17 protein-coding genes and 1 pseudogene are annotated in these 26981 nt (G+C 54.3%); 14 read left to right on the plus strand and 4 right to left on the minus strand.

Features of this window, described 5'->3' with window-relative positions; all coding sequences use genetic code 11:
* Positions 1-452: 452 nt before the first annotated feature.
* The 5 genes from dppA to dppF all read left to right on the plus strand — a co-directional run bounded on the left by dppA (position 453) and on the right by dppF (position 6128).
* The gene (dppA, locus tag AC5JPW_RS01400; RefSeq protein WP_494237857.1) at positions 453-2060 is read left to right on the plus strand and encodes a dipeptide ABC transporter periplasmic-binding protein DppA; all 1608 of its coding nucleotides are present in this window, start codon (positions 453-455) and stop codon (positions 2058-2060) included.
* A 132-nt stretch (positions 2061-2192) separates the two neighbouring features.
* Entirely contained in the window at positions 2193-3212 is a 1020-nt protein-coding gene (gene dppB / locus AC5JPW_RS01405) for a dipeptide ABC transporter permease DppB (RefSeq protein ID WP_494237858.1), read from the plus strand.
* Between the two features lie 9 nt (positions 3213-3221).
* Entirely contained in the window at positions 3222-4124 is a 903-nt protein-coding gene (gene dppC / locus AC5JPW_RS01410; protein WP_494237859.1) for a dipeptide ABC transporter permease DppC, read from the plus strand.
* 10 nt (positions 4125-4134) lie between these two features.
* A complete protein-coding gene (dppD, locus tag AC5JPW_RS01415) occupies positions 4135-5118 on the plus strand; it encodes a dipeptide ABC transporter ATP-binding protein (RefSeq protein ID WP_494237860.1) in 984 nt (327 codons plus the stop codon).
* Positions 5115-6128 (plus strand): dipeptide ABC transporter ATP-binding subunit DppF, encoded by a 1014-nt coding sequence (gene dppF, locus AC5JPW_RS01420; RefSeq protein WP_494237861.1) that lies wholly within the window; start codon positions 5115-5117, stop codon positions 6126-6128. Before dppD ends, dppF begins: the two co-directional genes overlap by 4 nt.
* 189 nt (positions 6129-6317) lie before the next feature.
* Here dppF and bcsG read toward each other — a convergent pair whose 3' ends face one another.
* From bcsG to bcsE, 3 genes are read right to left on the minus strand one after another with little or no spacing between them, the layout of a single operon-like run.
* Positions 6318-7997, minus strand: coding sequence for a cellulose biosynthesis protein BcsG (gene bcsG / locus AC5JPW_RS01425; RefSeq protein WP_494237862.1), 1680 nt, complete (start codon positions 7995-7997; stop codon positions 6318-6320).
* Positions 7990-8187, minus strand: coding sequence for a cellulose biosynthesis protein BcsF (gene bcsF / locus AC5JPW_RS01430; protein WP_494237863.1), 198 nt, complete (start codon positions 8185-8187; stop codon positions 7990-7992). The genes bcsG and bcsF overlap by 8 nt, the downstream gene beginning before the upstream one ends.
* Positions 8184-9746 carry a cellulose biosynthesis c-di-GMP-binding protein BcsE gene (bcsE, locus tag AC5JPW_RS01435; protein ID WP_494237864.1) on the minus strand — a complete coding sequence of 521 codons (1563 nt, stop codon included), beginning with the start codon at positions 9744-9746 and terminating at the stop codon, positions 8184-8186. Before bcsE ends, bcsF begins: the two co-directional genes overlap by 4 nt.
* A gap of 174 nt (positions 9747-9920) precedes the next feature.
* Here bcsE and bcsR point away from each other — a divergent pair, with 174 nt between their 5' ends.
* The 9 genes and pseudogenes from bcsR to AC5JPW_RS01480 all read left to right on the plus strand — a co-directional run bounded on the left by bcsR (position 9921) and on the right by AC5JPW_RS01480 (position 25920).
* Positions 9921-10109 (plus strand): cellulose biosynthesis protein BcsR, encoded by a 189-nt coding sequence (gene bcsR / locus AC5JPW_RS01440; RefSeq protein WP_494237865.1) that lies wholly within the window; start codon positions 9921-9923, stop codon positions 10107-10109.
* Positions 10110-10120: 11 nt separating this feature from the next.
* Positions 10121-10885, plus strand: a pseudogene (gene bcsQ / locus AC5JPW_RS01445) (cellulose biosynthesis protein BcsQ).
* A complete protein-coding gene (gene bcsA / locus AC5JPW_RS01450) occupies positions 10882-13485 on the plus strand; it encodes a UDP-forming cellulose synthase catalytic subunit (protein WP_494237866.1) in 2604 nt (867 codons plus the stop codon). The pseudogene bcsQ and the gene bcsA overlap by 4 nt, the downstream one beginning before the upstream one ends.
* Before the next feature lie 26 nt (positions 13486-13511).
* Positions 13512-15944: a cellulose biosynthesis cyclic di-GMP-binding regulatory protein BcsB gene (gene bcsB, locus AC5JPW_RS01455; RefSeq protein WP_494237867.1), complete on the plus strand. Its 2433-nt coding sequence runs from the start codon at positions 13512-13514 to the stop codon at positions 15942-15944.
* A gap of 6 nt (positions 15945-15950) precedes the next feature.
* Entirely contained in the window at positions 15951-17057 is a 1107-nt protein-coding gene (gene bcsZ, locus AC5JPW_RS01460; protein WP_494238124.1) for a cellulose synthase complex periplasmic endoglucanase BcsZ, read from the plus strand.
* Entirely contained in the window at positions 17039-20533 is a 3495-nt protein-coding gene (bcsC, locus tag AC5JPW_RS01465) for a cellulose synthase complex outer membrane protein BcsC (RefSeq protein ID WP_494237868.1), read from the plus strand. Before bcsZ ends, bcsC begins: the two co-directional genes overlap by 19 nt.
* A 219-nt stretch (positions 20534-20752) precedes the next feature.
* The gene (hmsP, locus tag AC5JPW_RS01470) at positions 20753-22759 is read left to right on the plus strand and encodes a biofilm formation regulator HmsP (protein ID WP_494237869.1); all 2007 of its coding nucleotides are present in this window, start codon (positions 20753-20755) and stop codon (positions 22757-22759) included.
* A gap of 157 nt (positions 22760-22916) precedes the next feature.
* A complete protein-coding gene (locus AC5JPW_RS01475; RefSeq protein ID WP_494237870.1) occupies positions 22917-24203 on the plus strand; it encodes a dicarboxylate/amino acid:cation symporter in 1287 nt (428 codons plus the stop codon).
* Positions 24204-24420: 217 nt separating this feature from the next.
* Positions 24421-25920: a M16 family metallopeptidase gene (locus tag AC5JPW_RS01480; RefSeq protein ID WP_494237871.1), complete on the plus strand. Its 1500-nt coding sequence runs from the start codon at positions 24421-24423 to the stop codon at positions 25918-25920.
* 119 nt (positions 25921-26039) lie between these two features.
* Here the strand turns inward: AC5JPW_RS01480 and kdgK are convergent, their stop codons facing one another.
* Entirely contained in the window at positions 26040-26969 is a 930-nt protein-coding gene (gene kdgK / locus AC5JPW_RS01485; protein ID WP_494237872.1) for a 2-dehydro-3-deoxygluconokinase, read from the minus strand.
* Between the last annotated feature and the right edge of the window lie 12 nt (positions 26970-26981).

Consider the following 26981-nt stretch of genomic DNA (forward strand, 5'->3'; position numbering starts at 1 on the left):
GCTTATGGATAGAGGCAGCATTTTACGCTGTGCGTTTTAACGTTCGCGGTATTTATCGCTCACATATTCATCATTTCGTCAGAAATTTTTCATAATCTGTACAAACGATAAACACCATATACAGTAAATTCTTAAGGGAATTATTCTGCTTTGTGGCGCGTAGCACAAATTTACCTGCTGAAAATACCACCTTGAAGTTTTTTTTAACTTTGTTTGTTGATTCTCATCAACGATGTAAATCCCCGTTACCTGTATTGACGTTTTGACATTCTATTGACAGATTGTAGGGCATGAGGGGCATTTCATGGAGAATCTGCACTGCAACTCAGTCAACCCCGTGAAAGGATTTCCCATCTCTCATAACTGCCGATAAGTCCAGGTAAAAAACAAATAAAGGCCTGTCGGATAACCCAGCGCAAGGGTAACAACACATATCACATTGGAGCAGAATAATGAGTATTTCCTTGAAGAAGTCAGGGATGCTGAAGCTCGGTCTTAGCCTGGTGGCGATGACTGTGGCTGCAAGCGTGCAGGCAAAAACCCTGGTTTACTGTTCAGAAGGTTCGCCTGAGGGCTTTAACCCACAGCTTTTCACCTCTGGTACCACTTACGACGCAAGCTCTGTGCCGATTTATAACCGTCTGGTTGAGTTCAAAACCGGTACCACTGAAGTTATCCCTGGCCTGGCTGAGAAGTGGGAAGTCAGCGCCGATGGTAAAACCTACACCTTCCACCTGCGTAAAGGCGTGAAGTGGCAGGATAATAAAGAGTTCAAACCGACGCGTGATTTCAACGCAGACGACGTCGTGTTCTCTTTCGATCGTCAGAAAAACGATCAGAACCCGTACCACAAAATCTCTGGCGGCAGCTATGAATACTTCGAAGGCATGGGCTTACCTGAGCTCATCAGCGAAGTGAAAAAAGTTGACGACAATACTGTCCAGTTCGTGCTGACCCGCCCGGAATCGCCATTCCTGGCTGACCTGGCAATGGACTTCGCGTCAATTCTGTCCAAAGAATACGCAGACAACATGCTGAAAGCCGGTACGCCGGATAAAGTGGACCTGGACCCCATCGGGACTGGCCCATTCCAGCTGCTGCAATACCAGAAAGACTCCCGCATTCTGTACAAAGCCTTCGAAGGCTACTGGGGCACCAAGCCGCAGATCGATCGTCTGGTCTTCTCCATCACGCCTGACGCATCTGTACGTTATGCCAAACTGCAGAAAAACGAGTGCCAGGTTATGCCGTACCCGAACCCGGCTGACATCGCTCGCATGAAGCAGGACAAAAACATCAACCTGCTGGAGCAAGCGGGTCTGAACGTTGGCTACATGTCCTTCAACACCGAGAAGAAACCGTTTGATGACGTGAAAGTGCGTCAGGCGCTGACTTACGCGGTGAACAAAGAAGCGATCATCAAAGCGGTTTACCAGGGTGCTGGCACCGCGGCGAAAAACCTGATTCCGCCGACCATGTGGGGCTACAACGACGACGTTAAGGATTACACCTACGACGTTGAGAAAGCGAAAGCACTGCTGAAAGAATCTGGCCACGAGAAAGGCTTCACCGTTGAGCTGTGGGCAATGCCGGTACAGCGTCCGTATAACCCGAACGCTCGCCGTATGGCTGAGATGATTCAGGCTGACTGGGCGAAAGTCGGTGTACAAGCCAAGATCGTTACCTACGAGTGGGGCGAGTACCTGAAACGCGCTAAAGCAGGCGAACACCAGGCTGTGATGATGGGTTGGACCGGGGACAATGGGGATCCGGACAACTTCTTCGCTACCCTGTTCAGCTGTGCGGCTGCGAAAGACGGTTCCAACTACTCTCGCTGGTGCTACAAGCCGTTTGAAGACCTGATTCAACCGGCTCGCGCAACCGACGACCACAACAAGCGTGTTGAACTGTACAAACAGGCTCAGGTTGTGATGCATGACCAGGCTCCGGCACTGATCGTTGCTCACTCCACCGTGTATGAGCCAGTACGTAAAGAAGTTAAAGGCTACGTGGTTGATCCACTGGGCAAACACCACTTCGAAAACGTGTCAGTAGAATAATAGGCACCCTATGCCCCCCTCTTCCTTCGGGTGAGAGGGGGGCATGTATTCCCTGTCCGCAGGGAATTTACATTTGTGAGCAATAAAGACGTCTCGCCTCCAGGCGGAGCGTCACTACAGAGAATCCGGGTTATGTTGCAGTTCATCCTCCGACGTTTAGGGCTCGTCATCCCTACGTTTATCGGTATCACCCTTCTCACCTTTGCCTTTGTCCATATGATCCCCGGCGATCCGGTGATGATCATGGCGGGTGAGCGTGGTCTCTCTCCTGAGCGTCATGCTCAGCTGCTGGCGGAGCTTGGTCTTAACAAGCCGCTGTGGGAGCAATACGTCAACTATGTTTGGGGTGTGATGCACGGTGATTTAGGCATCTCTCTTAAGAGCCGTCTTCCGGTGTGGGACGAGTTCGTGCCGCGCTTTAAAGCGACCATGGAACTGGGTATCTGCGCCATGATCTTCGCCGTTGCCGTGGGGATCCCGGTAGGCGTACTGGCTGCGGTAAAACGTGGCTCCATTTTCGATCATACCGCTGTCAGTATCGCGCTGACCGGTTACTCCATGCCTATCTTCTGGTGGGGCATGATGCTGATTATGCTGGTCTCGGTGCAGCTTAACCTGACCCCGGTTTCCGGGCGTGTCAGCGATATGGTGTTCCTTGATGACAGCAACCCGCTGACTGGCTTTATGCTGATTGATACGGCTATCTGGGGCGAGGACGGCAACTTCATTGATGCGGTAGCGCATATGATTCTGCCTGCCGTCGTGCTCGGGACTATCCCGCTGGCGGTTATCGTGCGTATGACCCGCTCCTCCATGCTGGAAGTACTGGGTGAGGATTACATCCGTACCGCACGCGCCAAAGGGCTGACCCGCATGCGCGTCATCATTGTCCATGCGCTGCGTAATGCGATGCTGCCAGTTGTGACCGTTATCGGTCTGCAGGTGGGAACATTGCTGGCAGGGGCCATCCTGACGGAAACCATCTTCTCGTGGCCGGGCCTTGGGCGCTGGCTGATTGACGCACTGCAACGCCGCGACTATCCGGTTGTGCAGGGCGGGGTATTGCTGGTCGCAACGATGATCATTGTCGTCAACCTGTTGGTCGACCTGCTTTACGGCGTGGTGAACCCGCGTATTCGGCATAAGAAGTAAGGGGCCATCATGTCACAATCTACTGAAACTAAAGTTATTGCTGCACCGGTGCCTATGACCCCGCTGCAGGAGTTCTGGCATTACTTCAAACGTAACAAAGGCGCGGTTGTCGGTCTGGCGTATGTTGTCATTATGCTGCTGATTGCCATCTTTGCGAACGTGCTTGCGCCGCATAACCCGGCAGAACAGTTCCGTGATTCGCTGCTGGCTCCGCCGGTCTGGCAGGATGGCGGCACCTGGTCGCATCTGCTCGGTACCGATGACGTGGGCCGCGATACCTTATCGCGCCTGATGTTCGGTGCGCGTCTGTCGCTGCTGGTTGGCTGCCTGGTGGTGGTTCTGTCGCTGTTGATGGGGGTCGTACTCGGCCTGGTTGCTGGCTACTTCGGTGGCATCGTGGATACCGTTATCATGCGTATCGTTGACATCATGCTGGCGCTGCCGAGCCTGCTGTTGGCGCTGGTGCTGGTGGCGATATTCGGTCCGTCGATAGTCAACGCCTCGCTGGCGCTAACCTTCGTTGCCTTGCCGCACTATGTGCGACTGACGCGTGCCGCCGTGCTGGTGGAGGTCAACCGCGACTACGTTACCGCTTCGCGTGTAGCGGGTGCGGGCGCGATGCGTCAGATGTTTGTCAACATTCTTCCTAACTGCCTTGCGCCGCTGATTGTTCAGGCGTCGCTTGGTTTCTCGAACGCCATTCTCGACATGGCTGCCCTCGGCTTCCTTGGCATGGGCGCGCAGCCGCCAACACCGGAGTGGGGCACCATGCTCTCCGACGTGTTGCAGTTCGCGCAGAGTGCCTGGTGGGTCGTGACCTTCCCGGGTCTGGCGATCCTGCTGACGGTGCTGGCATTTAACCTGATGGGTGACGGCCTGCGTGATGCGCTCGATCCTAAACTGAAGCAGTAAGGGGTTCGAGATGGCGTTATTAAATGTAGATAAATTATCGGTGCACTTCGGCGACGAAGGGGCCGCGTTCCGCGCAGTAGATCGCATAAGCTATAGCGTAAATCAGGGCGAAGTGGTGGGGATTGTCGGTGAGTCTGGTTCCGGTAAATCGGTCAGTTCACTTGCGATTATGGGCCTGATTGACTTCCCTGGTCGCGTGATGGCCGAGAAGCTGGAGTTTAACGGTCAGGATCTGAAACGCATTTCGGAAAAAGAGCGCCGCAGTCTGGTGGGTTCCGAAGTGGCGATGATTTTCCAGGACCCGATGACCAGCCTTAACCCGTGCTACACCGTCGGTTTCCAGATTATGGAAGCGATTAAGGTGCATCAGGGCGGCAATAAGAAAACCCGCCGTCAGCGCGCCATTGACCTGCTCAACCAGGTTGGTATCCCTGACCCGGCTTCGCGTCTGGACGTTTACCCGCACCAGCTTTCCGGTGGGATGAGCCAGCGTGTGATGATCGCCATGGCGATTGCCTGTCAGCCGAAACTGCTGATTGCGGATGAACCGACCACGGCGCTGGATGTGACCATCCAGGCGCAAATCATCGAACTGCTGCTCGAACTGCAGCAGAAAGAGAACATGGCGCTGATCCTGATTACTCATGATCTGGCGCTGGTGGCGGAAGCAGCACATAAAATCATCGTGATGTACGCAGGCCAGGTGGTGGAAGCGGGTGCTGCGACGGATATCTTCCGTGCACCGCGTCATCCATACACCCAGGCGTTGCTGCGTGCGCTGCCGGAATTTGCGCAGGACAAAGCCCGACTGGCATCACTGCCGGGTGTGGTGCCCGGTAAGTATGACCGCCCGAATGGCTGTCTGCTGAACCCGCGCTGCCCGTATGCAACAGACAAATGCCGTGTCGACGAGCCGGAGCTGAACAGGCTCGCAGACGGACGTCAGTCGAAATGCCACTACCCACTCGATGATGCCGGGAGGCCGACCCTATGAGTACGCATGAGGCCACCACGCAACAGCCGCTGTTGCAGGCCATTGATTTGAAAAAACACTACCCGGTGAAGAAAGGGATGTTTGCCCCGGAACGCCTGGTCAAAGCGCTTGATGGCGTCTCTTTCACTCTCGAACGCGGTAAAACGCTGGCGGTGGTGGGCGAGTCTGGTTGCGGTAAATCTACGCTGGGTCGCCTGCTGACAATGATCGAAACCCCGACCGGGGGCGAGCTTTACTATCAGGGGCAGGATCTGCTCAAGCACGATCCGCATGCGCAGAAGCTGCGTCGTCAGAAAATCCAGATTGTGTTCCAGAACCCTTACGGTTCACTGAACCCGCGTAAAAAAGTGGGACAGATTCTGGAAGAGCCGCTGCAAATTAACTCGAATCTGAGCAAAGCTGAACTTCGCGAGAAAGCGCTGGAGATGATGGCGAAAGTCGGTCTGAAAACCGAACATTACGACCGTTACCCGCACATGTTCTCCGGTGGTCAACGTCAGCGTATTGCCATTGCCCGTGGTTTGATGCTTGACCCGGACGTGGTGATTGCTGATGAACCTGTCTCTGCACTGGACGTTTCCGTGCGTGCACAGGTGCTGAACTTGATGATGGATCTGCAGCAGGATTTGGGGCTGTCGTATGTCTTCATCTCGCACGACCTGTCGGTGGTTGAGCATATTGCTGATGAAGTGATGGTGATGTATCTCGGCCGCTGCGTTGAAAAGGGTACAAAAGACCAGATCTTCTCCAATCCGCGTCATCCGTACACCCAGGCGCTGCTCTCTGCTACCCCGCGTCTGAACCCGGACGAACGTCGCGAGCGTATTAAGCTGACCGGCGAGCTGCCAAGCCCGCTGAACCCGCCGCCGGGCTGTGCGTTCAATGCCCGCTGCAGTCGTCGCTTTGGGCCATGTACTCAGTTGCAGCCGCAGCTGAAGGATTACAACGGTCAACTGGTGGCCTGCTTTGCGGTCGACCAGGATGAGAACGGCGAGAAGCCACACGCGTAAGTGTGAGTGAGCGGAAACAAAAAAACCGGTGCAGATGCGCCGGTTTTTTTATGGGGGGCGGGAATGTGAGTCGTCTGTTCCCCTCACCCCGGCCCTCTCCCCAAAAGGGTGAGGGAGAAAAGTGAGCCCGCACGATCGGTTCCCTCTCCTCCTTTGGGGAGAGGGTTAGGGTGAGGAGCCCCGCGCGCACTACTGCGGATACGGCACCCAGTCGCCGCCGTTCAGGCGGACGTATGGCTTGTTCTGGTACTGAATCACCACCGCATTCGCGTTTTCCGACACCGGTGCTGACTGCGGCAGACCGCTGGTCAACTGATCCCAGTTGACGTTGTCCTGAGTGAAAATCTTGCCATCCAACACGCGAACCACCAGTTCTGATATGGCCAGGAAGCTGCTGGGCTGATTCACTTCAATCGGTGCGCCCTGGTGTGGGGATTTCATACCAAAGAATTTAATCGCCGTTGGCACGTGGGTAATGGACGGGCTGGGAATATCACGTAGACCTGAGACCTGCATTTTATCGCCCTGCAATGCAGCGCCATGTTCCGGCACCATTACCACCATCACCTTACGGCCTGATTTTTCTAACTGGGTGAAGAACGTGTCCAGTTCATCAAACATCTTCTGCGCACGGATTTTATAGTCCGCAGTCTGGCGGACGCCCGGGTAGTGGTTGCCGTCGTGCAGCGGTAGCAGGTTGTAGAAGGTAGCGGTGCGGTGACCCTGCTGGGTCGCCTCGCTTTCCATCCAACGATTCAATACCGCCGTATCGTCGTAAACCGGCGAACCGTCGAAAGAGAGCAGCACCGGCGGCAGGCCAGCCTGGTTCATCAATGGAGCCTGCATCCCACCATTCTCACGCACTTCTTTGAGGAAGTCACCGAACACGCCATTGTGGTCCATCATCAACTGCTGGGTGAAACCCAGTTTTGCCAGATTATCGAAGAGGTAACATTGTGCTCCGGCGGTCTGGTAGAGGTTCTTGTGCGACTCCTGACCGCAACTGGCGCGCAGCAGGCGAATTGCCGCCGGGCCGCTGTAGGCGGTGGCTGAATTGAACTGCTTAAAGACAATATCGAAGTGCTTCCAAAGCGGATGCGCGGAAAGACCCGAAGCTTCGATGTCGGCCCAGGAAAGTGAGCAGATGTTGATAAACAACAGATCGAACGGTTGGGCATCGGTGGCTAACTGTGACGGGAACGGGGTCTGACGTTTCGCTTCTGAGGCATAGAAGCTGGAAAGCCAGGCGTTAAGATTTTCAGAGGTCGGGGGCGCGGTTTGGGCCGGAATATCGCCGACAACTGGTGTGGTTCCCGCTCCGGTTGTCGCCACTGTTGCCGTCCCTCCGGTCGCGGAGACCGTCGTCGTCGACTGAGAGGTTGGCCATAAGGTAAAGGCTGGGCCTGCGATTGTCAGCACGTTCAGCCAGACCATGATAGCGACCACAAAGACCGTGACACGGATCCATTGAGAGAGAAACATCCAGGCGATCAACATGACAAAGAGTGCGCCAATCATCTCCCAGTTAATAAAACGCGTGACCAGATCGAGCAGGTAGTCGGCACTGAATCCGGCGACCTGACTGCCCTGACTCATGATACTTTCCGGCCCCGGTAGCCAGGTATCATGCCAGAACAGGCCAAAGCCTATAGGGATAGCAACCCAGTGGCGTAAGCGATGCAGGCCGAGCTGCGGTAATGGCATCAGCAGAAATGCCATAAAGACCAGGTTCAGGAGAGGATGAAAATTAAGGTATCCCGCCCATAACAAACCGAACTTCACCAGGAAATAGAAGTTCCAGCCGGAAAGACCTCGCCAGTATTGCCAAAGCGGTGAGGGCGCAGAAGCGGTAAAGGTTTGATTAGTCATGTTTGCGGTCTGCCTTGACAAGCGAAGTGCGACGTATGACGCCGGCGGATTTCACATACCGGGGTTTAATAAACATTATCCGCAGGATGATGCGAATACGGTGTAGCCAGTGGCGTGCGAGATATCCCAAAGGAAAGAAAATCAACGCGCAAAGCACCACGAGCTGAATAATGTCGGCAATAGACATCATGATGAGCGCTCCATGTCTTCACTTAATAATCGCAGCGGTTCGGGAATATGGCGCCAGGAGTTGCCATCATGCTCGGCGTTAATGACTTTTTTCGCTTCATCCGCTACCACCGTCAGCGGCTTGCCCCATTTTTCCGGCTCGATTTCGCGCATCTGGATAAGCTCCGCCGTAATCTGGGTATCTTCAAACCAGATCGTCCGATTGGAGAAAATATCGGCTGTTGGCAGTGGAAATATATGGTTTAACGCAGTATCGAGGTCATTGACCCGACAGAAGGATAAAAACATGATCAGTCGGTTATCGCCGATAGTCACGATATCGCCGACACGGTTGGGCCGGCATAGTGTTAGTGCCTGCTCAGCCCGAATGCCCGGTACTGGTCGTAGCGCAACCAGTACGCCTTTACCATCAGGCGGTAGCAGGGGGTTATTCACCATATTGCCCACTGCTTCATTGAAGGTATCCCACTGCAAATAGCCACGCAATTTCAACGGTTGCGTCATCGACAGCAGGGTAGTGATATCCTCAGGGACATGACGGGTAAACTGCTGGCCCTGCACACTTTCAACCAGCGTCAGGCAACGGGATAGTGGGGCGTTCCAGGGGATAACCATGCTGGCACCGCAGCCCAGTAACAGGCGTTCATCGGTGGCACGCAGGCTGGCCTGGGTTTCACGCACGATGATTTTTAAGGCACTGCCACGTTGGCGGCGCAAGGTGTGGATCTGCCGGGCAATGGTTTCAATCTGGTTATTTTGGCTTAGGGCAAAAATAATGGTCGCGGCCTGAGCCGAACGTGCTTCGTTAAACATGCTTTCGTTGGTTTCGAACAGCATCCAGTGTTCGGACAATGCGGGTGCGCCTTCCAGCACGGTGACATTACTCAATACCCGCTTTTCATCGCTGCGTGGTTGCACCGAGGTCTCTTCCTGCTCGGCTAATTGCCAGATGTCGTTATGCTGTTCGACAATAAGTTGCTGACGGGCACTCACCCCTTTTTCATTGCACCACCAGGCCACATCATACAGATGCGCGTCACTTTGATAGCGTAAAGTTGCCAGGCCTAATAGAGAACGATACTCACTCATCAATATGGACGATTGCCTGTCGCTGTTTGCCGCGGGATTTAATACCAACAGGGTACAATTATGATATTTCGTCCAGTCATGTATTTTTTTAATCCAGTTGTGCAATTTCTTGGCGGAGATATTCTGCCAGGCATTGTTTGCGCAAATAAGGATAAGTAAATAATTCTCAGGCTCAAATGAACACAGTAAATCGCGGGAGAAAAAGTATAGACTATTATCTTTGACTGGCATGGAAAAAATGCGAATTTTTTCGGGGCCGTGATCGTTATCTAATTTGATGATATTGCGCAGATCGTAACCCATACCCGCTACCGCGACCCTGGTATCGCTGGATTGAGCTGCAAGTGTCTGGTTCAGTAGGCTTATGGCGTCTTTCTCGCGGTCAGCATTTATCCACCAGACACCGCCTGCTGGCATATGACGCAATTCGTCCCATAATGAGCCGATGCCAATAGAAAATATGGGGTCCACGATGTCCCTCTGCTTTGTAATTAATCTGTATATCAGTTTACTAGCGAAAGCGAAGAAATAAACCTAACATTGAAATTAAAGAACATCAGATTTAGCATGTAAACGCTTTTCCTTGGCAAAATACCATTGCTAAGAATGTACTTATGTTTTCTCTTCAAAGGGATCGGGCCTGAAATGCATAACGATGAACCTAAAACTCAGGGCGATTCGACCCTGGGTTATACATTTCAAAATGACTTTCTGGCGCTCAGTAAGGCATTTTCATTACCTGAAATAGATTATGCCGATATTTCCCAGAGAGAACAGTTGGCGGCGGCTATTAAACGTTGGCCGTTGCTCGCCGAATTAGCGCGTTTTCAATAAGGAAGCCGTGGATGGCCGTATTGGGGTTACAAGGGGTTCGCGGTGGTGTCGGCACAACGTCCATTACCGCAGCACTCGGCTGGGCACTGTAAGTTCTGGGAGAGTCAGTACTGGTTATTGATGCCTGCCCCGATAATCTCCTGCGCCTGTCATTCAACGTGGATTTTGACCGGCAGGAAGGGTGGGCTCGCGCTATGCTGGATAATCAGGACTGGCGTGATGCCGGGATGCGTTATACCTCCAGTCTCGATATTTTACCTTTTGGTCGCCTCACGGCTGGAGAGTGGGAAAATATCCATGTGTTGCACGACACTCTGGGTCAGCTTAGTCAGGTTTTGCAAACGCTGAAATCACAACAGCGCTATGACTGGGTGCTGATTGATTTACCCCACGGTTTTTCGCCGTTGACTCGTCAGTTTATCGAACATTGCGATCACACGATTGTGGTGGTCAAACCGGATACGAATTGTCATGTGCGTTTGCATCAGCAGGCGCTGCCCGCAGGGGCACATATCCTGCTCAACGACCTGCGTATTGGCAGCCAGATTCAGGACGATCTGTATCAGGTCTGGCTGCAAAGCCAGCGCCACCTGTTGCCCACGGTGATTCACCGTGATGAAGCCATGGTTGAGTGTCTGGGCTCAAAACAACCCCTGGGTGAATATCGCGGCGATGCGCTGGCGGCAGAAGAGATTTTGACGCTGGCAAGCTGGTGTTTGCTGCATTGTGCGACGCCCCGCACGCCAGAAAGTGAGACATTGCAGGTGCATCCATGAGACCTCTTGCCACCTGGTTACTGATCCCGCCGGTTTACGCCCGCCTAAGTGAGCGCTATCGGCATTATCGTCGCAATAAAGCGTCGAGGTTCAGTGCGGCATGTGGCTGTTTCTGGACTGCGCTGGCCTGGATGTTCATTCCACTTGAAAATCTGCGCTGGCAGACCATGCGGGCGCAACACGAGACGTTTTTCCCCCATATCAATCCTGATCGCCCGCGCCCTCTCGATCCGGCGCGTTATCTGCTGCAGGCGATGTGGCTGTTGGCAACACGACCACTGCGCGATGCACATGAGGCGCGTCCTGCGCGATTTACTCGCACCCGAAACTTACGTGACCGCTACCATAGCTGGCTCGACAGCCTGCCGAGCCGCGTGACCGACCAGACCAGCCATCTGGATAATCACAAAGAGCTGGGACATTTAAGCCATGGTGTGCGTCGGCTGATTCTGGGTGTGATTGTCACGTTCTCACTTCTGCTCGCGCTGCTCTGCATCACGCAGCCGTTTAACCCGCTTTCCCAGTTCGTCTTCCTGATTTTGTTATGGGGCGTTGCTTTACTTGTACGACGCATTCCCGGACGTTTTTCTGCGCTGATGCTGATCGTCCTTTCACTTACCGTCTCCTGCCGCTACATCTGGTGGCGCTATACCTCCACGCTGAACTGGGACGACCCGGTGAGTCTGGTGTGTGGCATGACGCTGTTGTTTGCGGAAACCTATGCCTGGGTCGTGCTGGTGCTGGGCTATTTCCAGGTGGTCTGGCCGCTCAATCGCCAGCCGGTGCCTATGCCAAAAGAGATGTCTGAGTGGCCCTCGGTGGATATCTTCGTGCCGACTTACAACGAAGATCTCAGCGTGGTGAAAAACACCATTTATGCCGCGTTAGGTATCGACTGGCCAAAAGATAAACTCAAAATCTGGATTCTGGACGACGGTGGCCGCGATGAATTTCGCCAGTTTGCCCAGACGGTCGGGGTGGAGTACATCGCCCGCACCACGCATGAACATGCAAAAGCCGGGAACATCAACAATGCCCTGAAGTACGCGAAGGGCGACTTCGTGTCGATTTTTGACTGTGACCATGTTCCAACGCGCTCATTCCTGCAAATGACCATGGGCTGGTTTATCAAAGAGAAAAATCTGGCGATGATGCAGACGCCACACCACTTCTTCTCACCAGACCCCTTTGAACGTAACCTTGGGCGTTTTCGTAAAACCCCTAACGAAGGCACCCTGTTCTACGGATTGGTGCAGGACGGTAACGATATGTGGGATGCCACATTCTTCTGCGGCTCCTGTGCGGTTATCCGCCGTGGTCCACTGGATGAAATCGGTGGGATTGCCGTTGAAACCGTAACTGAAGATGCGCACACCTCTTTGCGTTTGCACCGTCGTGGTCATACCTCCGCTTACATGCGTATTCCGCAGGCGGCGGGGCTGGCAACTGAAAGCCTTTCGGCGCATATCGGTCAGCGTATCCGTTGGGCGCGCGGTATGGTGCAGATTTTCCGTCTCGATAACCCCTTGTTCGGTAAGGGCCTGAAGCTGGCGCAGCGTCTCTGCTACGTCAACGCTATGCTCCACTTTATGTCCGGTATTCCGCGTCTGGTGTTCCTGACGGCACCGCTGGCGTTTCTGCTGTTGCATGCGTACATCATTTACGCTCCAGCGATCATGATTGCGCTCTTTGTTCTGCCGCACATGATCCACGCAAGCCTGACCAACTCCAAAATTCAGGGCAAATACCGCCATTCATTCTGGAGTGAAATCTACGAAACCGTATTGGCCTGGTATATCGCTCCGCCAACGATGGTCGCGCTGTTTAACCCGCACAAAGGTAAGTTTAACGTCACCGCGAAAGGCGGCCTGGTCGAGGAAGAGTATGTGGACTGGGTCATTTCGCGCCCGTACATCTACCTTGTGCTGCTGAATATTGTCGGCGTGTTGGTGGGTGTCTGGCGCTACTTCTACGGTCCGCAAAACGAAATTCTGACGGTCTTCGTCAGTATGGCGTGGGTCTTCTACAACTTGATTATCCTCGGTGGCGCAGTCGCGGTGTCGGTGGAGAGTAAGCAGGTGCGCCGTGCTCACCGCGTTGAAATCTCGATGCCTGCTGCGATTGCTCGTGAAGACGGCCATCTGTTCTCGTGCACTGTGCATGATTTTTCCGACGGTGGTGTCGGCATCAAAATTAACGGTCAGTCGCAGGTTCTGGAAGGGCAGAAGGTCAGTCTGCTGCTAAAACGTGGGCAACAGGAATATGCCTTCCCCACGGTGGTGGCGCGTGTGTCAGAGAATGAAGTGGGTTTGCAGTTGATGCCGCTGTCCACCCAACAGCATATCGATTTTGTGCAGTGTACGTTTGCCCGTGCGGATACATGGGCATTGTGGCAGGACAGCTTCCCGGAAGATAAACCTCTGGAAAGCCTTATGGATATTTTGAAACTGGGCTTCCGTGGTTATCGCCATCTCGCGGAATTTGCTCCTCCGTCTGTGAAAATGATTTTCCGGTCTCTGACCGAACTGGTTTCCTGGATTGTGTCGTTCGTTCCGCGCCGCCCGGAGCGTGGCGTGGCGGAACAGCAACCGGTGACGTGATTGGGCTCAACAATGATGAAAACGCGATGAAAACAAAACTCTCCTGGATTTGTGCAGTGGCTTTGGGGATGAGTACCGTCCCCTCCATGATGACCCATGCGGCACCCGGTAATCCGGCGGCTCAGGTCGCCCCGAGCGTGCCTGCCGTTGCGCCCGCCACCGAACCTGTTGCGACACCCGCACCGGATCAAACGGAATTGCTGACGCCAACCACGCCAACCGAAGGGCAAATGACGCCTGCTACGGCAACCGGAAGCCAGGCCGTTGGTCAGGTGATGCCGGGCGTGGCGAGGGCGAATGCCCCGATTGTGGCGGACAATGCACCGTCGCGTAATGTTAAGCTGACCTTCGCTGAGATAGCGCCACCGCCGGGTAGCATGGTCCTGCGTGGTATCAACCCCAATAACGGGATTGAGTTCGGCACACGTAGTGATGAGGTGGTGTCTAAGGCGCTGTTAAATCTCGAGTACACGCCGTCACCCTCGCTTCTGCCGGTGCAATCCCAGCTCAAAGTTTATCTGAACGATGAGCTGATGGGCGTCCTGCCCGTCACCAAAGAGCAACTGGGGAATAAAACCCGTGCTCAGGTGCCTATTGACCCACTCTACATCACCGACTTTAACCGTGTGAGGCTGGAGTTTGTCGGCCATTATCGCGATGTCTGTGAGAACCCGGCCAGTACTACGTTGTGGATGGATATTGGCCGCAGTAGTTCGCTTGAGCTCTCTTACCAGACGCTGGCCGTACAGAACGATTTGTCCCACTTCCCGATCCCGTTCTTCGACCCGCGTGACAATCGCCCGTTAACCCTGCCAATGGTGTTTGCCGGCGCGCCGGATCTGGTACAGCAACAGGCTGCTTCCATCGTGGCATCGTGGTTCGGTTCCCGCACCGGCTGGCGTGGACAGAGCTTCCCGGTGCAGTACGAAGGGTTGCCTGATAAAAATGCCATTGTGTTTGCCACCAACGATAAACGCCCGGACTTCCTGCGTGATGCGCCTGCGGTAAAGGGCCCGACCATCACGATGATGAGCCACCCGAATAACCCGTACGTGAAACTGCTGGTGGTCTTTGGTCGCGATGACAAAGACCTGCTACAGGCCGCGAAAGGAATTGCACAGGGTAACGTGCTGTTCCGTGGCAGTAGCGTGACGGTCGATGAGGTCAAACCGCTGTTGGCGCGTAAACCTTACGATGCACCAAACTGGGTGCGTACGGACCGTGCCGTCACCTTTGGTGAGTTGAAAACCTATGAAGAGCAGCTTCAGGCAACCGGGCTGCAACCGGCGTCAATTAACGTCGCCCTGAACCTGCCGCCTGACCTTTATCTGCTGCGCAGCAACGGTATTGATATGCAATTGAACTACCGCTATACCGCGCCGCCGACCAAAGACAGTTCGCGTATGGATATCAGTCTGAACAACCAGTTTCTGCAATACTTCAGCTTGAACAGCAATCAGGACTCCAACCGTCTGCTGCTGCGACTGCCTGTTCTGCAAGGGCTTCTGGATGGAAAAACCGACGTCTCTATTCCGGCGCTGAAACTGGGTGCGGTGAACCAGCTGCGTTTTGACTTCCAGTACATGAACCCGATGCCGGGTGGGACCATCGACAACTGCATCACCTTCCAGCCTGTTCAAAACCGGGTGGTCATTGGTGACGACTCGACCATCGACTTCTCAAAATATTACCACTTCCTGGCAATGCCGGACCTGCGTGCGTTTGCCAATGCGGGCTTCCCGTTCACCCGTATGGCTGACCTGTCTGAAACCATCGTGGTGATGCCGTCGAATCCAAACCCAGGCCAGCTGACTACTCTGCTGGACTCTCTGGGATCGATTGGTGCACAAACGGGCTTCCCGGCTATCAACCTGACACTGACTGACGACAATACCCAGATTCAGGGTAAAGACGCCGATATCATGATCATCGGCTCTATTCCGGACAAACTAAAAGATGATAAGCGTGTCGATCTGCTGGTCAATGCCACGCAAAGCTGGGTGAAAACACCGACTCGTCAGACCCCATTCCCGGGCGTGTTGCCGGATGAGTCAGATCGTCAGCCGGATGTGCAAACCTCCGTGAGTTCCAGCGGCCCAATGGCAGCGATTATTGGCTTCCAGTCACCGTTCAACGATCAGCGCAGCGTGGTCGCCTTGCTGGCGGATAGTCCACGCGGCTATGAGCTGCTTAATAGTGCGATGAACGACAGTGGGAAACGTGCGGCGATTTATGGCTCGGTGTCGGTGATTCGTGAATCGGGTGTGAACGGTCTGCGCGTCGGCGATATCTATTATGTGGGCCATCTGCCGTGGTTCGAACGTATCTGGTATGCACTGGCTAACCACCCGGTACTGCTGGCGATTCTGGCTGCAATAAGCGTGGTGTTGCTGGCCTGGGTACTGTGGCGTCTGCTGCGCATTATTAGCCGTCGTCGTCTCGATTCAGAACACGAGTAAGCTGTGATGAAAGCGCTACGCTTCGGAGTGATGGCGGCGCTTATGCTGGCGGCGGTGCAGGTACGCGCCGCCTGTAGCTGGCCGGCATGGAATAGCTTTAAACAGCACTATATCAGCGAGGGTGGGCGGGTCATTGATCCCAGCGATGCACGTAAAATCACCACCTCTGAAGGGCAAGGCTATGCGCTGTTTTTTGCGCTGGCCGCCAACGATCGTGAGACGTTTGATTCCCTTCTGCAATGGACGCAAAACAACCTGGCACAGGGGGATTTAAGCACCCACCTTCCGGCCTGGCTGTGGGGCAGGAAAGACGACAATGATTGGGTTGTGCTGGACAGCAACTCCGCGTCTGACGGTGATATCTGGATGGCCTGGTCGTTGCTCGAAGCCGGGCGGTTGTGGAACAAGCCTGATTACTCTCGCATTGGCAAAGCACTGCTTTCGCGCATTGCCAAAGAGGAAGTGACTACTGTGCCTGGCCTGGGCTCCATGCTGCTGCCGGGGAAAATTGGCTTTGCAGATAAAGACGTCTGGCGTTTTAATCCCAGTTATTTCCCGCCGCAGGTCGCGCAATACTTCACCCGTTTTGGCGCACCCTGGACCACGTTACGCGAAACCAATCTGCGTTTACTGCTGGAGACCGCGCCAAAAGGCTTCTCGCCGGACTGGGTGCGATATCAAAAAAGCAAAGGCTGGTTGCTTTTGCCTGAGAAAACATTAATCAGCAATTACGATGCCATCCGCGTTTACGCGTGGGTGGGCATGATGCATGACCGGGACCCCCAGAAGGCGCGCTTGCTGGCGAAATTCAAACCGATGGCAACGCTGACAGCAAAAAAAGGGCGACCGCCTGAAGAGGTGGATGTGGCAACCGGTAAAGCGAAAGGCGATGGCCCGACAGGGTTCTCCGCTGTGTTGCTTCCGTTTTTACAAGACCGTGATGCGCAGGCAACACAACGTCAGCGCGTGGCGGATCATTTTCCCGGCAACGATGCCTATTACAATTACGTTTTAGCCCTCTTCGGACAGGGTTGGGATGAGCACCGTTTCCGCTTCACCTCTCGGGGTGAGTTACAACCTGATTGGGGCCAGGAATGCGCAACTTCTCATTAAGTCTTCTGAGTTTATCTCTGGGTATCGCATTGATGCCCGTCGCCCATGCGGCTCCGTCTGCCGCACAACAGCAACTGCTCGAGCAGGTTCGCCTTGGCGAGACCAGCAAGCGTGAGGATCTGGTGCGCCAGTCGCTCTACCGGCTTGAGCTAATGGCGCCTGACGATCCTGATGTGATTGCTGCACGTTTGCGTTACTTGCTGCGCCAGGGTGATAACGCAGGTGCACAGAAACAGCTCGACCGCCTGGCCACGCTCGCGCCGACTTCGCAAGCCTATAAAGCGTCGAAAACAGAGATGACCCTTTCTACTCCTGAGGGGCGTCAGGCCTTACAACAGGCGCGTTTACAGGCCGCCACCGGGCACGCGCCGGAAGCCATTGCGGACTACGAAAGTATGTTTAACGGTGCGCCACCAGACGGCGACCTGGCCGCTGAATACTGGAGCCAGGTGGCCAAAATACCGGCCCGACACACTGAGGCGGTCAATCAGCTTAAGGTGATTAATGCCCGTAATCCGGGTAACGCCGACCTGCAAAGTTCTCTCGCACGCATGCTGCTTGCCGACGGGCGAAGCGAAGAGGGTTATGCCGTGCTTGAACAGATGGCGAAAAACAACACCGGGCGCGATGCTGCCGCCACAATCTGGTATCAACAAATTCAGGGCATGACTGTCAGCGATAACAGCGTGGCTGCACTGAAACGTTTTCTGAACGTCTTCAGTGAAGGCGACACTGTCGTCACTGCGCGCCAACAACTGGATGCACAGCAGAAACAGCTGGCTGACCCGGAGTTCCGTGCACGCGCACGCGGTCTGGCGGCGGTTGAAGCCGGTAAAGGCGGCAGTGCGGTTTCAGAGTTGCAACAGGCGGTCAGTAAAAATCATCAGGACAGTGAAGCCGTGGGCGCGCTCGGCCAGGCTTATTCGCAACGCGGCGATCGTGCCAGTGCCGTCGTGCAATTTGAAAAAGCCATTGCGCTCGATCCCAATAGTGATAATCGGGGTAAGTGGGACAGCTTACTCAAGGTGAACCGTTACTGGCTATTAATTCAGCAAGGTGATGCCCAATTGGCGGCGAAAAATCCTGACAGGGCAGAGCGCTACTATCAGCAGGCCAGAGGCATTGATAACACTGACAGCTACGCGGTGTTGGGGCTTGGCGATGCGGCGATGGCACGCAACGATACTGCCTCTGCGGAGCGTTTCTACCAGCAAGCACTACGGATGGACAGGGGAAATTCCAACGCTGTTCGCGGACTTGCCAATATTTACCGCGCACAGTCGCCGGAAAAAGCGACCGCTTTTATCCAGACCCTCTCCGCCAGTCAGCGCCGCGGCATTAATGATATCGAACGCAGCATGACTAACGACCGTCTGGCGCAGGAAGCGGAACGCCTGGAGAACCAGGGGAACTTTGCCCAGGCGGCTGAACTGCAGCAGCGTCGTCTGGAACTTGATCCCGGCAGCGTCTGGGTGACTTATCGCCTGGCGAGTGACCTACGAGCCTCTGGCCAGCAAATTGCTGCCGACACGCAGATGCGCAATCTGTCGCGTGATAAACCGGGTGATGCTGAACAGGTCTACGCTTACGGGCTCTATCTCTCTGGCAACAATCAGGAGAGCGCGGCAATTGCACACCTTAATACGCTGCCCAAAGAGAAGTGGAACAGCAATATTCAGGAGTTGGCAAACCGACTCGAGTCCAACCAGATGCTGGCGCGAGCTAACCAACTTCGCGACAGTGGACATGAAGCCGAGGCCGAAGCCTTTCTGAAGCAGCAACCTGACTCGACCCGTATCGAACTGACGCTGGCGGATTGGGCGCAACAGCGTGGGGATAACAATGGGGCGAAATCCCGTTTTCTCTCCGTGCTGGGGCGCGAGCCCGCTAACGAAGATGCGCTGTTGGGGCTGGCGGAAATCTATGCCGCAGAAGGCAACCGCATGGCCGCGCGCGAGACGCTGGCGAAGCTACCTGCACCGGCACCAACGATTACTCCATCCATCAACACCGAACGGCGCGTTGCGCTGGTGCAGGCACAATTGGGGGACACCCAAAGTGCGCAGCAGACCTTTGCTAAAATAGTACCGCAGGCTAAGTCTCAACCTCCGTCAATGGAGAGCGCACTGGTGCTGCGCGATGCCGCACGTTTTCAGACCAGCACCGGGCAACCTAAACAGGCGCTGGAAACCTATAAAGATGCGATGATCGCCGCCGGTATTACCCCATCACGCCCCGCCAGCAATGATGCTTTTACTATGCTGACGCGTAACGATGAGAAAGATGACTGGCTGAAACGGGGCGTGCGCAGCGACGCGGCCGATCTCTACCGCCAGCAGGATGTGAATGTCACTCTGCAACACAACTACTGGGGGTCCAGCGGTACAGGTGGTTATTCCGATTTGAAAGCGCACACCACCATGCTGCAAGCCGATGCACCGCTGGCGGATGGTCGAATGTTCTTTCGCACCGATATGGTCAATGTAGATGCCGGGACATTTGCAAAAAGTAACAACGGCACCTGGTCACCTAACTGGGGGACCTGTAACTTGTCCGCCTGTGATTCCGGCGACCGTACTCAGACATCCAATGGCGTGAGTCTTGCCGTCGGCTGGCGTAACAACACCTGGGATATGGACATCGGTACAACGCCCATCGGTTTCGAGGTGGTGGACGTGGTGGGCGGCCTGAGCTACAGCAATGATATCGGGCCAATCGGCTACACCCTGAATGCTCACCGACGTCCTATTTCCAGCTCTCTGCTTGCCTTTGGCGGGCAGAAAGATAACAGCGATGGCAACCATACGGGGACTACCTGGGGCGGCGTACGGGCTAACGGTGTCACCGCCAGCATGAGCTATGACAAGGGTGAAGCCAACGGTATCTGGGCCTCGCTGGGGGCAGACCAGTTGACCGGCAAAAACGTGGCAGACAACTGGCGTGTGCGCTGGATGGCGGGTTATTACTACAAACTCATCAATGAGAACAATCGTCGGGTGACCGTAGGTCTGAATAATATGATCTGGCACTACGACAAAGACCTGAGCCACTACACGTTGGGTCAGGGGGGTTATTACAGCCCGCAGGAATATCTGTCGTTTGCGGTACCGGTCACGTGGCGTCAGCGGACAGAAAACTGGTCCTGGGAGCTAGGGGGATCGGTCTCGTGGTCGCACTCTCGCTCTGCTTCAGAACCCAGCTACCCGCTGATGGGCTTGATTCCTGCCGCGTATAAAACCGATGCCAGAAATGCGATTGAAAGCGGCGGTTCTTCCAGCGGTATCGGTTATACCGCGCAGGCGTTGATCGAACGTCGTATCACCTCTAATTGGTCGGTTGGACTTGGCGTCAATATTCAACAGGCGAAGGATTACACCCCAAGCCAGGGCATGTTGTTCGTTCGTTATTCTGCTGCCGGATGGCAGGGCGATATGGATATGCCTCCACAAACGTTGACGCCTTACGCTGACTGGTAAAATGAAGAGTATTCCTGGGACACCGCAAGGGGCAGGAAATAGCACATCAAATGGCTTTCAGGCCTATGATTCAGATGGTTGGAGGCACATCGGGAGGGGCCCGATTACGTGCCTACAATCTGTTTACCTGTTTAGCTCAATATCGTCACGATAGAGTATACTCTGGCGGGCAGCGTTCTGATTTTATGACCTGCGTCTGCTTATCTCTGGAGAGTAATCTTGCGTGTCAGCCGTTCTTTAACCATTAAACAGATGGCTGCGGTTTTTGCCGTGGCTATGGTGTTTATTTTTATTTTTTGCGTCATTTTGCTGTTCCATTTTGTTCAGCAAAATCGCTACAACACGGCTACGCAACTGGAAAGTATTGCCCGTTCTGTTCGTGAACCTCTGTCTGAAGCCATTCTGAAAGCCGATATTCCCGAAGCGGAAGCGATCATTAGCCAAATTAAGCCCGCGGGCGTCGTGATCCGTGCAGACGTGGTGCTGCCGAATCAGTTTCAGGCGCTGCGCATGCGATTTATACCCGAGCGCCCCGTGCCGATGATGATCGCACGTGTCTTTGAGCTTCCGGTGCAAATTTCGCTGCCGATTTATTCTCTGCAACGCCCGGCTAATCCTCAGCCCATCGCCTACCTGGTGCTGGAAGCTGATTCATACCGGTTCTACAAATTCGTTATGAGTACGCTGTCAACATTAGTGACTGCTTACTTACTATTAACGCTCATTATGACGGTGGCTATCACCTGGTGTATTAACCGACTTATCGTGCACCCGTTGCGAAAAATCGCCAATGAGCTTAATGAATTGCCGCTTCAGGATCAGTTTGGTCACCAGCTTACGCTGCCGCGCCATCACCACGATGACGAAATAGGCAGTTTGATTCGCAGCTACAACCGTAATCAACTGAACCTGCTGCGCCAGCATGATGAACTGAACATTCAGTCCACGCAGTTCCCGGTTTCTGAGCTACCGAATAAAGCCTTTTTAATGGCACTGCTTGAACAGGTTGTAGCCCGCCAGAAAACTACGGCGCTGATGTTTATCGCCTGTGAGACCTTGCAGGAAACGGCCGGGGTACTGAAAGAGGCACAGCGCGAAATATTGCTACTGACGCTGGTGGAAAAACTCAAATCCGCCCTGGCCCCGCGCATGGTGTTGACCCAGGTCAGCGCCTACGATTTTGCGATTGTTGCCCACGGTGTAAAAGAGCCGTGGCATGCCATTACGCTGGGTCAGCAAGTGCTCACTGTAATCAACGAGCGCCTGCCGATGCATGGCATCCAGCTTCGCCCGAGTGCCAGCATTGGTGTTGCCATGTTTTACGGCGGTATGAATGCTGAGCAGCTTTATCGCCGGGCAGTCTCCGCCGCTTTTACGGCGCGGCGAAAAGGGAAAAACCAGATTCAGTTCTTCGATCCGGACCAGATGGAAGAGGCGCAAAAGCGGCTGACGGAAGAGAGCGATATTCTCACCGCGCTCGACCAACACAAATTTGCTATCTGGCTACAGCCTCAGGTTGCGCTACCGGGTGGTGAGGTGGTAAGCGCAGAAGCGCTGTTACGCATGGAACAGCCTGATGGAAGCTGGGATTTACCGGAAGGCTTGATTGAGCGAATTGAGTCCTGCGGCCTGATGGTGACGGTGGGTTATTGGGTACTGGAGGAGTCCTGTCGCCTGCTGGCGGCCTGGCAGGAAAAAGGGCTGACAATGCCGCTGTCGGTGAACCTCTCTGCGCTTCAGCTCATGCACCATAATATGGTTCCGGACATGCTGGAGCTGCTCAATCGCTATCGCATTCAGCCCAATAAGTTAATCCTGGAAGTGACAGAGAGCCGCCGTATTGACGATCCGCACGCAGCGGTTGCGATCTTGCGTCCTCTGAGAAATGCAGGTGTGCAAATCGCGCTGGACGACTTCGGGATGGGCTATGCCGGGTTGCGCCAGTTACAACATATGAAGTCACTGCCTGTTGATCTGCTTAAAATCGACAAGATGTTCGTCGAAGGGCTACCGAATGACAGCAGTATGGTGGGGTCGATTATTCATATGGCGCGTAGCCTGGATCTGAGCATCATTGCCGAAGGGGTGGAAACGCAAGCGCAAAGCGACTGGCTGGCACAAGCAGGCGTCGAAATGGCTCAGGGCTTTTTATTTGGCAGAGCGGTGACGCCAGAGGAGTTTGAAATCCGCTATTTCCCCCCCTCAGATAAGACTGAAAAAGCATGAAATGTTGCTGGCTTGTACGAGTCAGCTCTAATTTCTTAACATCATTGTTTCAAATTTGATGTAAGTTTATTTCTGTCATGTTTTACGGGTGTTATTTTTAAATCGCAGGCGCGAGAGAACCCTATAAAGCCTGTGGTTTAAACCTCAAGGACACCCTATGAAAACCTCTCTGTTTAAAAGTCTCTACTTTCAGGTACTGACGGCTATCGCTATCGGTATTTTGCTCGGCCACTACTATCCGGATATTGGCGCGCAAATGAAACCGCTGGGCGATGCGTTCGTTAAGCTCATCAAAATGATTATTGCGCCCGTCATTTTCTGTACGGTAGTGACAGGCATCGCCGGTATGGAAAGCATGAAGGCGGTGGGACGTACCGGTGCGGTAGCACTGCTCTATTTTGAAGTGGTCAGTACGCTGGCTCTGATTATTGGTTTGATTATTGTTAACGTGGTGCAGCCTGGTGCGGGCATGAACGTTGACCCGGCAACCCTGGATGCCAAAGCGGTGGCAGTCTATGCCGAACAGGCGAAAGACCAGGGAATTATTGCCTTCCTGATGGATGTGATCCCTTCAAGTGTGATTGGCGCGTTTGCCAGCGGTAATATTCTGCAGGTGCTGCTGTTCGCTGTGCTGTTTGGTTTTGCGCTGCATCGACTGGGTAGCAAGGGCCAGCTGATCTTCAATGTAATTGAAAGCTTCTCGCAGGTGATCTTCGGCATCATCAACTTCATCATGCGCCTTGCGCCGATTGGCGCATTTGGTGCAATGGCCTTTACCATCGGTAAGTATGGTGTGGGTACGTTGGTACAGTTGGGCCAGCTGATTATCTGCTTCTACATCACCTGTATTCTGTTTGTGGTGGTGGTTCTCGGAAGTATCGCGCGGGCTACCGGCTTTAATATCTTCAAATTTATCCGTTATATCCGTGAAGAATTGTTGATTGTGCTGGGGACCTCGTCGTCGGAATCGGCCCTGCCGCGTATGCTCGAAAAAATGGAGCGTCTTGGCTGCCGTAAGTCGGTTGTCGGGTTAGTGATTCCCACCGGGTATTCGTTCAACCTTGATGGCACGTCCATTTACCTGACGATGGCGGCAGTGTTTATCGCGCAGGCGACCAACAGTCATATGGATATCTTCCACCAGATAACGCTACTGGTGGTGTTGCTGCTCTCCTCTAAAGGCGCGGCGGGCGTGACCGGGAGTGGCTTTATCGTGCTGGCCGCGACAATTTCAGCTGTTGGACATCTGCCGGTTGCCGGTCTGGCGCTGATTCTGGGGATTGACCGCTTTATGTCCGAGGCACGTGCCCTGACCAACCTGGTTGGCAATGGCGTGGCAACCGTAGTGGTGGCGAAGTGGGTGAAAGAACTCGATCAGAAAAAGCTCGTTGATACGCTGAATAATCGTGCGACAAGCAGCAAAACAGGCGAAATTTCCTCATAATTTCGTTACTTAACCCCGTAGCCCTTGTCGGGCTGCGGGTGCCTGAGCATAATTGATCCCTGGCCCGGTAGCGTTCAATTCGAATTCTTCGGGATATTTCACTCGGCGGTGGGACGTTTTCGCATTCGCGAGGTCTAACACCGGAGTGTTATGTATCTTTGGCCTCCCCACCTGGCGGGGCTGACTTTTTAACCAGGAATGTTGATTAGGGGTTCTCATGCAGGGCACAAAAATTCGATTGTTAACAGGCGGTTTGCTGATGCTGGCGGCTGTCGGTTATGTGCAGGCAGAAGCACTCCAGCCAGACCCGGCCTGGCAGCAGGGCACACTGGCAAACGGCTTACAGTGGCAAGTTTTGGCAACGCCACAACGACCCAGCGACCGTGTTGAGGTCCGCCTGTCTATTGATACGGGTTCGCTCACAGAAAGCACGCAGCAAACCGGTTTCAGCCATTTTATTCCCCGCATCGCGCTGACCCACAGTGGCAGCCTGCAACCCAGCCAGGTACGCTCGCTCTGGCATCAGGGGATTGACCCGAAACGCCCGCTGCCGCCTGCGCTGGTGTCGTATGAATACACAATTTTCAACCTGAGCCTGCCAAACAACCGCAGCGATTTGCTGAAAGAAGCGTTGCAGTGGCTGGCTGACAGCACCGGTAAACTGGCGATTACCCCTGAAACGGTTAACCATGCACTGGCAAGTGAAGACATGGTCGCGACCTGGCCGGGTAACACCAAAGATAGCTGGTGGCGTTACCGCCTCAAAGGATCAACCCTTCTCGGGCATGACCCGGCTGAATCCCTCAAACAGCCGCTGGATGCCAAACAGCTTCAGGCGTTCCATCAAAAATGGTACACGCCGGATGCCATGACGTTGATTGTGGTGGGTAACGTTGATACCCGCAGCGTGACTGAACAAATCAACAAAGTCTTTGGCGATCTGAAAGGTAAGCGCGAGACACCCGCTCCGGTTCCGACTTTGTCGCCCATCCCGCGTCAGCCAGTCAGCATCATGACGGATTCGGTGCAGCAAGACCGCCTCGCGATTATGTGGGATTCCGCGTGGCAGCCTATCCGCGAATCCGCCGCATTGCAGCGTTACTGGCGAGAAGATCTGGCGCGTGAAGCCTTGTTCTGGCATCTCCAGCAGTATCTGACGAAAGCAAACAATAAAGACATTGGCCTCGGTTTTGACTGCCGTGTGATGTTCCAGCGTGCGCAGTGCGCCATTAACCTGGACTCACCCAACGAAAAACTGCAGAACAATTTAGGAACGGTTGCCCGCGAACTGGCAAAAGTGCGCGACAATGGCCTGCCGGAAGAAGAGTTTAATGCGCTGGTTGCGCAGAAGAGTCTGGAACTGCAGAAGCTGTTTGCCACCTACGCCCGTACCGATACCGATATCCTGATCAGTCAGCGTATGCGTTCGTTGCAAAATCAGGTGGTAGATATCGCGCCGGAGCAGTACCAGAAGCTGCGTCAAAACTTCCTCACCTCGCTGACCAAAGAAGAGTTGAATCAGGATCTGCGTTCACAGCTTTCTCAGGATATGGCACTCATTCTGCTCCAGCCTAAGGGGGAGCCGGAATACAACATGAAGGATTTGCAGACGACCTGGGAGACGTTAATGTCGACTGGAGAGAAGGCACCAGTTGCGGCCCCGGTGAATAACGACGATCCACATGCGGACGTGTCGGATATCCCGCCGAAGCAGTAAGCCTCAAAAAAAAGCCGGGTGTCACTCACGTGCACCCGGCTTTTTACTTTAATCCCAGACTACAATCGGTCCCCTCGCCCTGTTGGGGAGAGGATTAGGGTGAGGGGGAAAACCTCGTCTTAGTTCGGCATCGCGTCGCGTGGGATGATCGCGCCACGGTACTGAATCACCGTGCTGGCCGTTAAGTGGCCGCGTTTGGCTGCCGCTTCTGCTTCGCCACCGGTCAGACGTACCGCCAGGTAACCGGCACTGAACGAATCACCTGCCGCGGTGGTGTCCACCACGCTCTCTTTCGGCAGTTTCACCGCTGGCACTTCTTTCAGCGCTTCACCTGCAATCGCCACCAGGCAAGAATCGGCACCGCGTTTAATCACAATCTCTTTCACGCCAGCTTGCTGAGTGCGGGCAATCACGTCTTCAACCGGTAATGCGCCCCAGAGCAGATCTTCATCGTCCAGGGTCAGGAAGGCGATATCGGTACAGGCCAGCATCTGCTGATAAACCAGACGCGTCTCTTCTTTGCTGGCCCACAGGCGCGGACGGTAGTTGTTATCGAAAATCACCTTACCACCGTTGGCACGGCATTCCTGCAACAGAGAGAGCAGCTTCATGCGGCTGGCCGGGCTGAGGATGGCAAGGCTAATGCCGCTCAAATAGAGATAATCGAAAGTTGCCAGCTCTTCGCAGATAGCGGCAGATTGTTCGCTCTCCAGCCAGAACTTCGCGGCGGCTTCGTTACGCCAGTAGTAGAATGTGCGTTCACCGGTTTCATCGGTTTCGATGTAATACAGGCCTGGAAGGCGGTTTTCCATACGCTGAGTCAGGCCGGTATCCACGTTTTCAGCCTGCCAGGCATCCAGCATCTGCTGGCTGAAATTGTCGGTGCCGAGTGCGGTGACATAGTGGACGGACAATGCCGCAGGGTCGACCTGACGGGCAATGTATACAGAGGTGTTGAGTGTGTCGCCACCGAAGCCACGATTAACATCCGTGCCCTTTTGTGACAGTTCAATCATGCATTCGCCAATCACGGCAATTTTCTTTGACATAGTCCGGAACCT

This window comes from Phytobacter sp., from assembly GCF_059074235.1.

Bases quoted from the DNA above. Each gene is read 5' to 3' on its own strand.
- dppA (WP_494237857.1), top strand. From the start codon at position 453: ATGAGTATTTCCTTGAAGAAGTCAGGGATGCTGAAGCTCGGTCTTAGC.
- dppB (WP_494237858.1), top strand. From the start codon at position 2,193: ATGTTGCAGTTCATCCTCCGACGTTTAGGGCTCGTCATCCCTACGTTT.
- dppC (WP_494237859.1), top strand. From the start codon at position 3,222: ATGTCACAATCTACTGAAACTAAAGTTATTGCTGCACCGGTGCCTATG.
- dppD (WP_494237860.1), top strand. From the start codon at position 4,135: ATGGCGTTATTAAATGTAGATAAATTATCGGTGCACTTCGGCGACGAA.
- dppF (WP_494237861.1), top strand. From the start codon at position 5,115: ATGAGTACGCATGAGGCCACCACGCAACAGCCGCTGTTGCAGGCCATT.
- bcsG (WP_494237862.1), bottom strand. From the start codon at position 7,997: ATGACTAATCAAACCTTTACCGCTTCTGCGCCCTCACCGCTTTGGCAA.
- bcsF (WP_494237863.1), bottom strand. From the start codon at position 8,187: ATGATGTCTATTGCCGACATTATTCAGCTCGTGGTGCTTTGCGCGTTG.
- bcsR (WP_494237865.1), top strand. From the start codon at position 9,921: ATGCATAACGATGAACCTAAAACTCAGGGCGATTCGACCCTGGGTTAT.
- bcsA (WP_494237866.1), top strand. From the start codon at position 10,882: ATGAGACCTCTTGCCACCTGGTTACTGATCCCGCCGGTTTACGCCCGC.
- bcsB (WP_494237867.1), top strand. From the start codon at position 13,512: ATGAAAACAAAACTCTCCTGGATTTGTGCAGTGGCTTTGGGGATGAGT.
- bcsZ (WP_494238124.1), top strand. From the start codon at position 15,951: ATGAAAGCGCTACGCTTCGGAGTGATGGCGGCGCTTATGCTGGCGGCG.
- bcsC (WP_494237868.1), top strand. From the start codon at position 17,039: ATGCGCAACTTCTCATTAAGTCTTCTGAGTTTATCTCTGGGTATCGCA.
- AC5JPW_RS01475 (WP_494237870.1), top strand. From the start codon at position 22,917: ATGAAAACCTCTCTGTTTAAAAGTCTCTACTTTCAGGTACTGACGGCT.
- AC5JPW_RS01480 (WP_494237871.1), top strand. From the start codon at position 24,421: ATGCAGGGCACAAAAATTCGATTGTTAACAGGCGGTTTGCTGATGCTG.
- kdgK (WP_494237872.1), bottom strand. From the start codon at position 26,969: ATGTCAAAGAAAATTGCCGTGATTGGCGAATGCATGATTGAACTGTCA.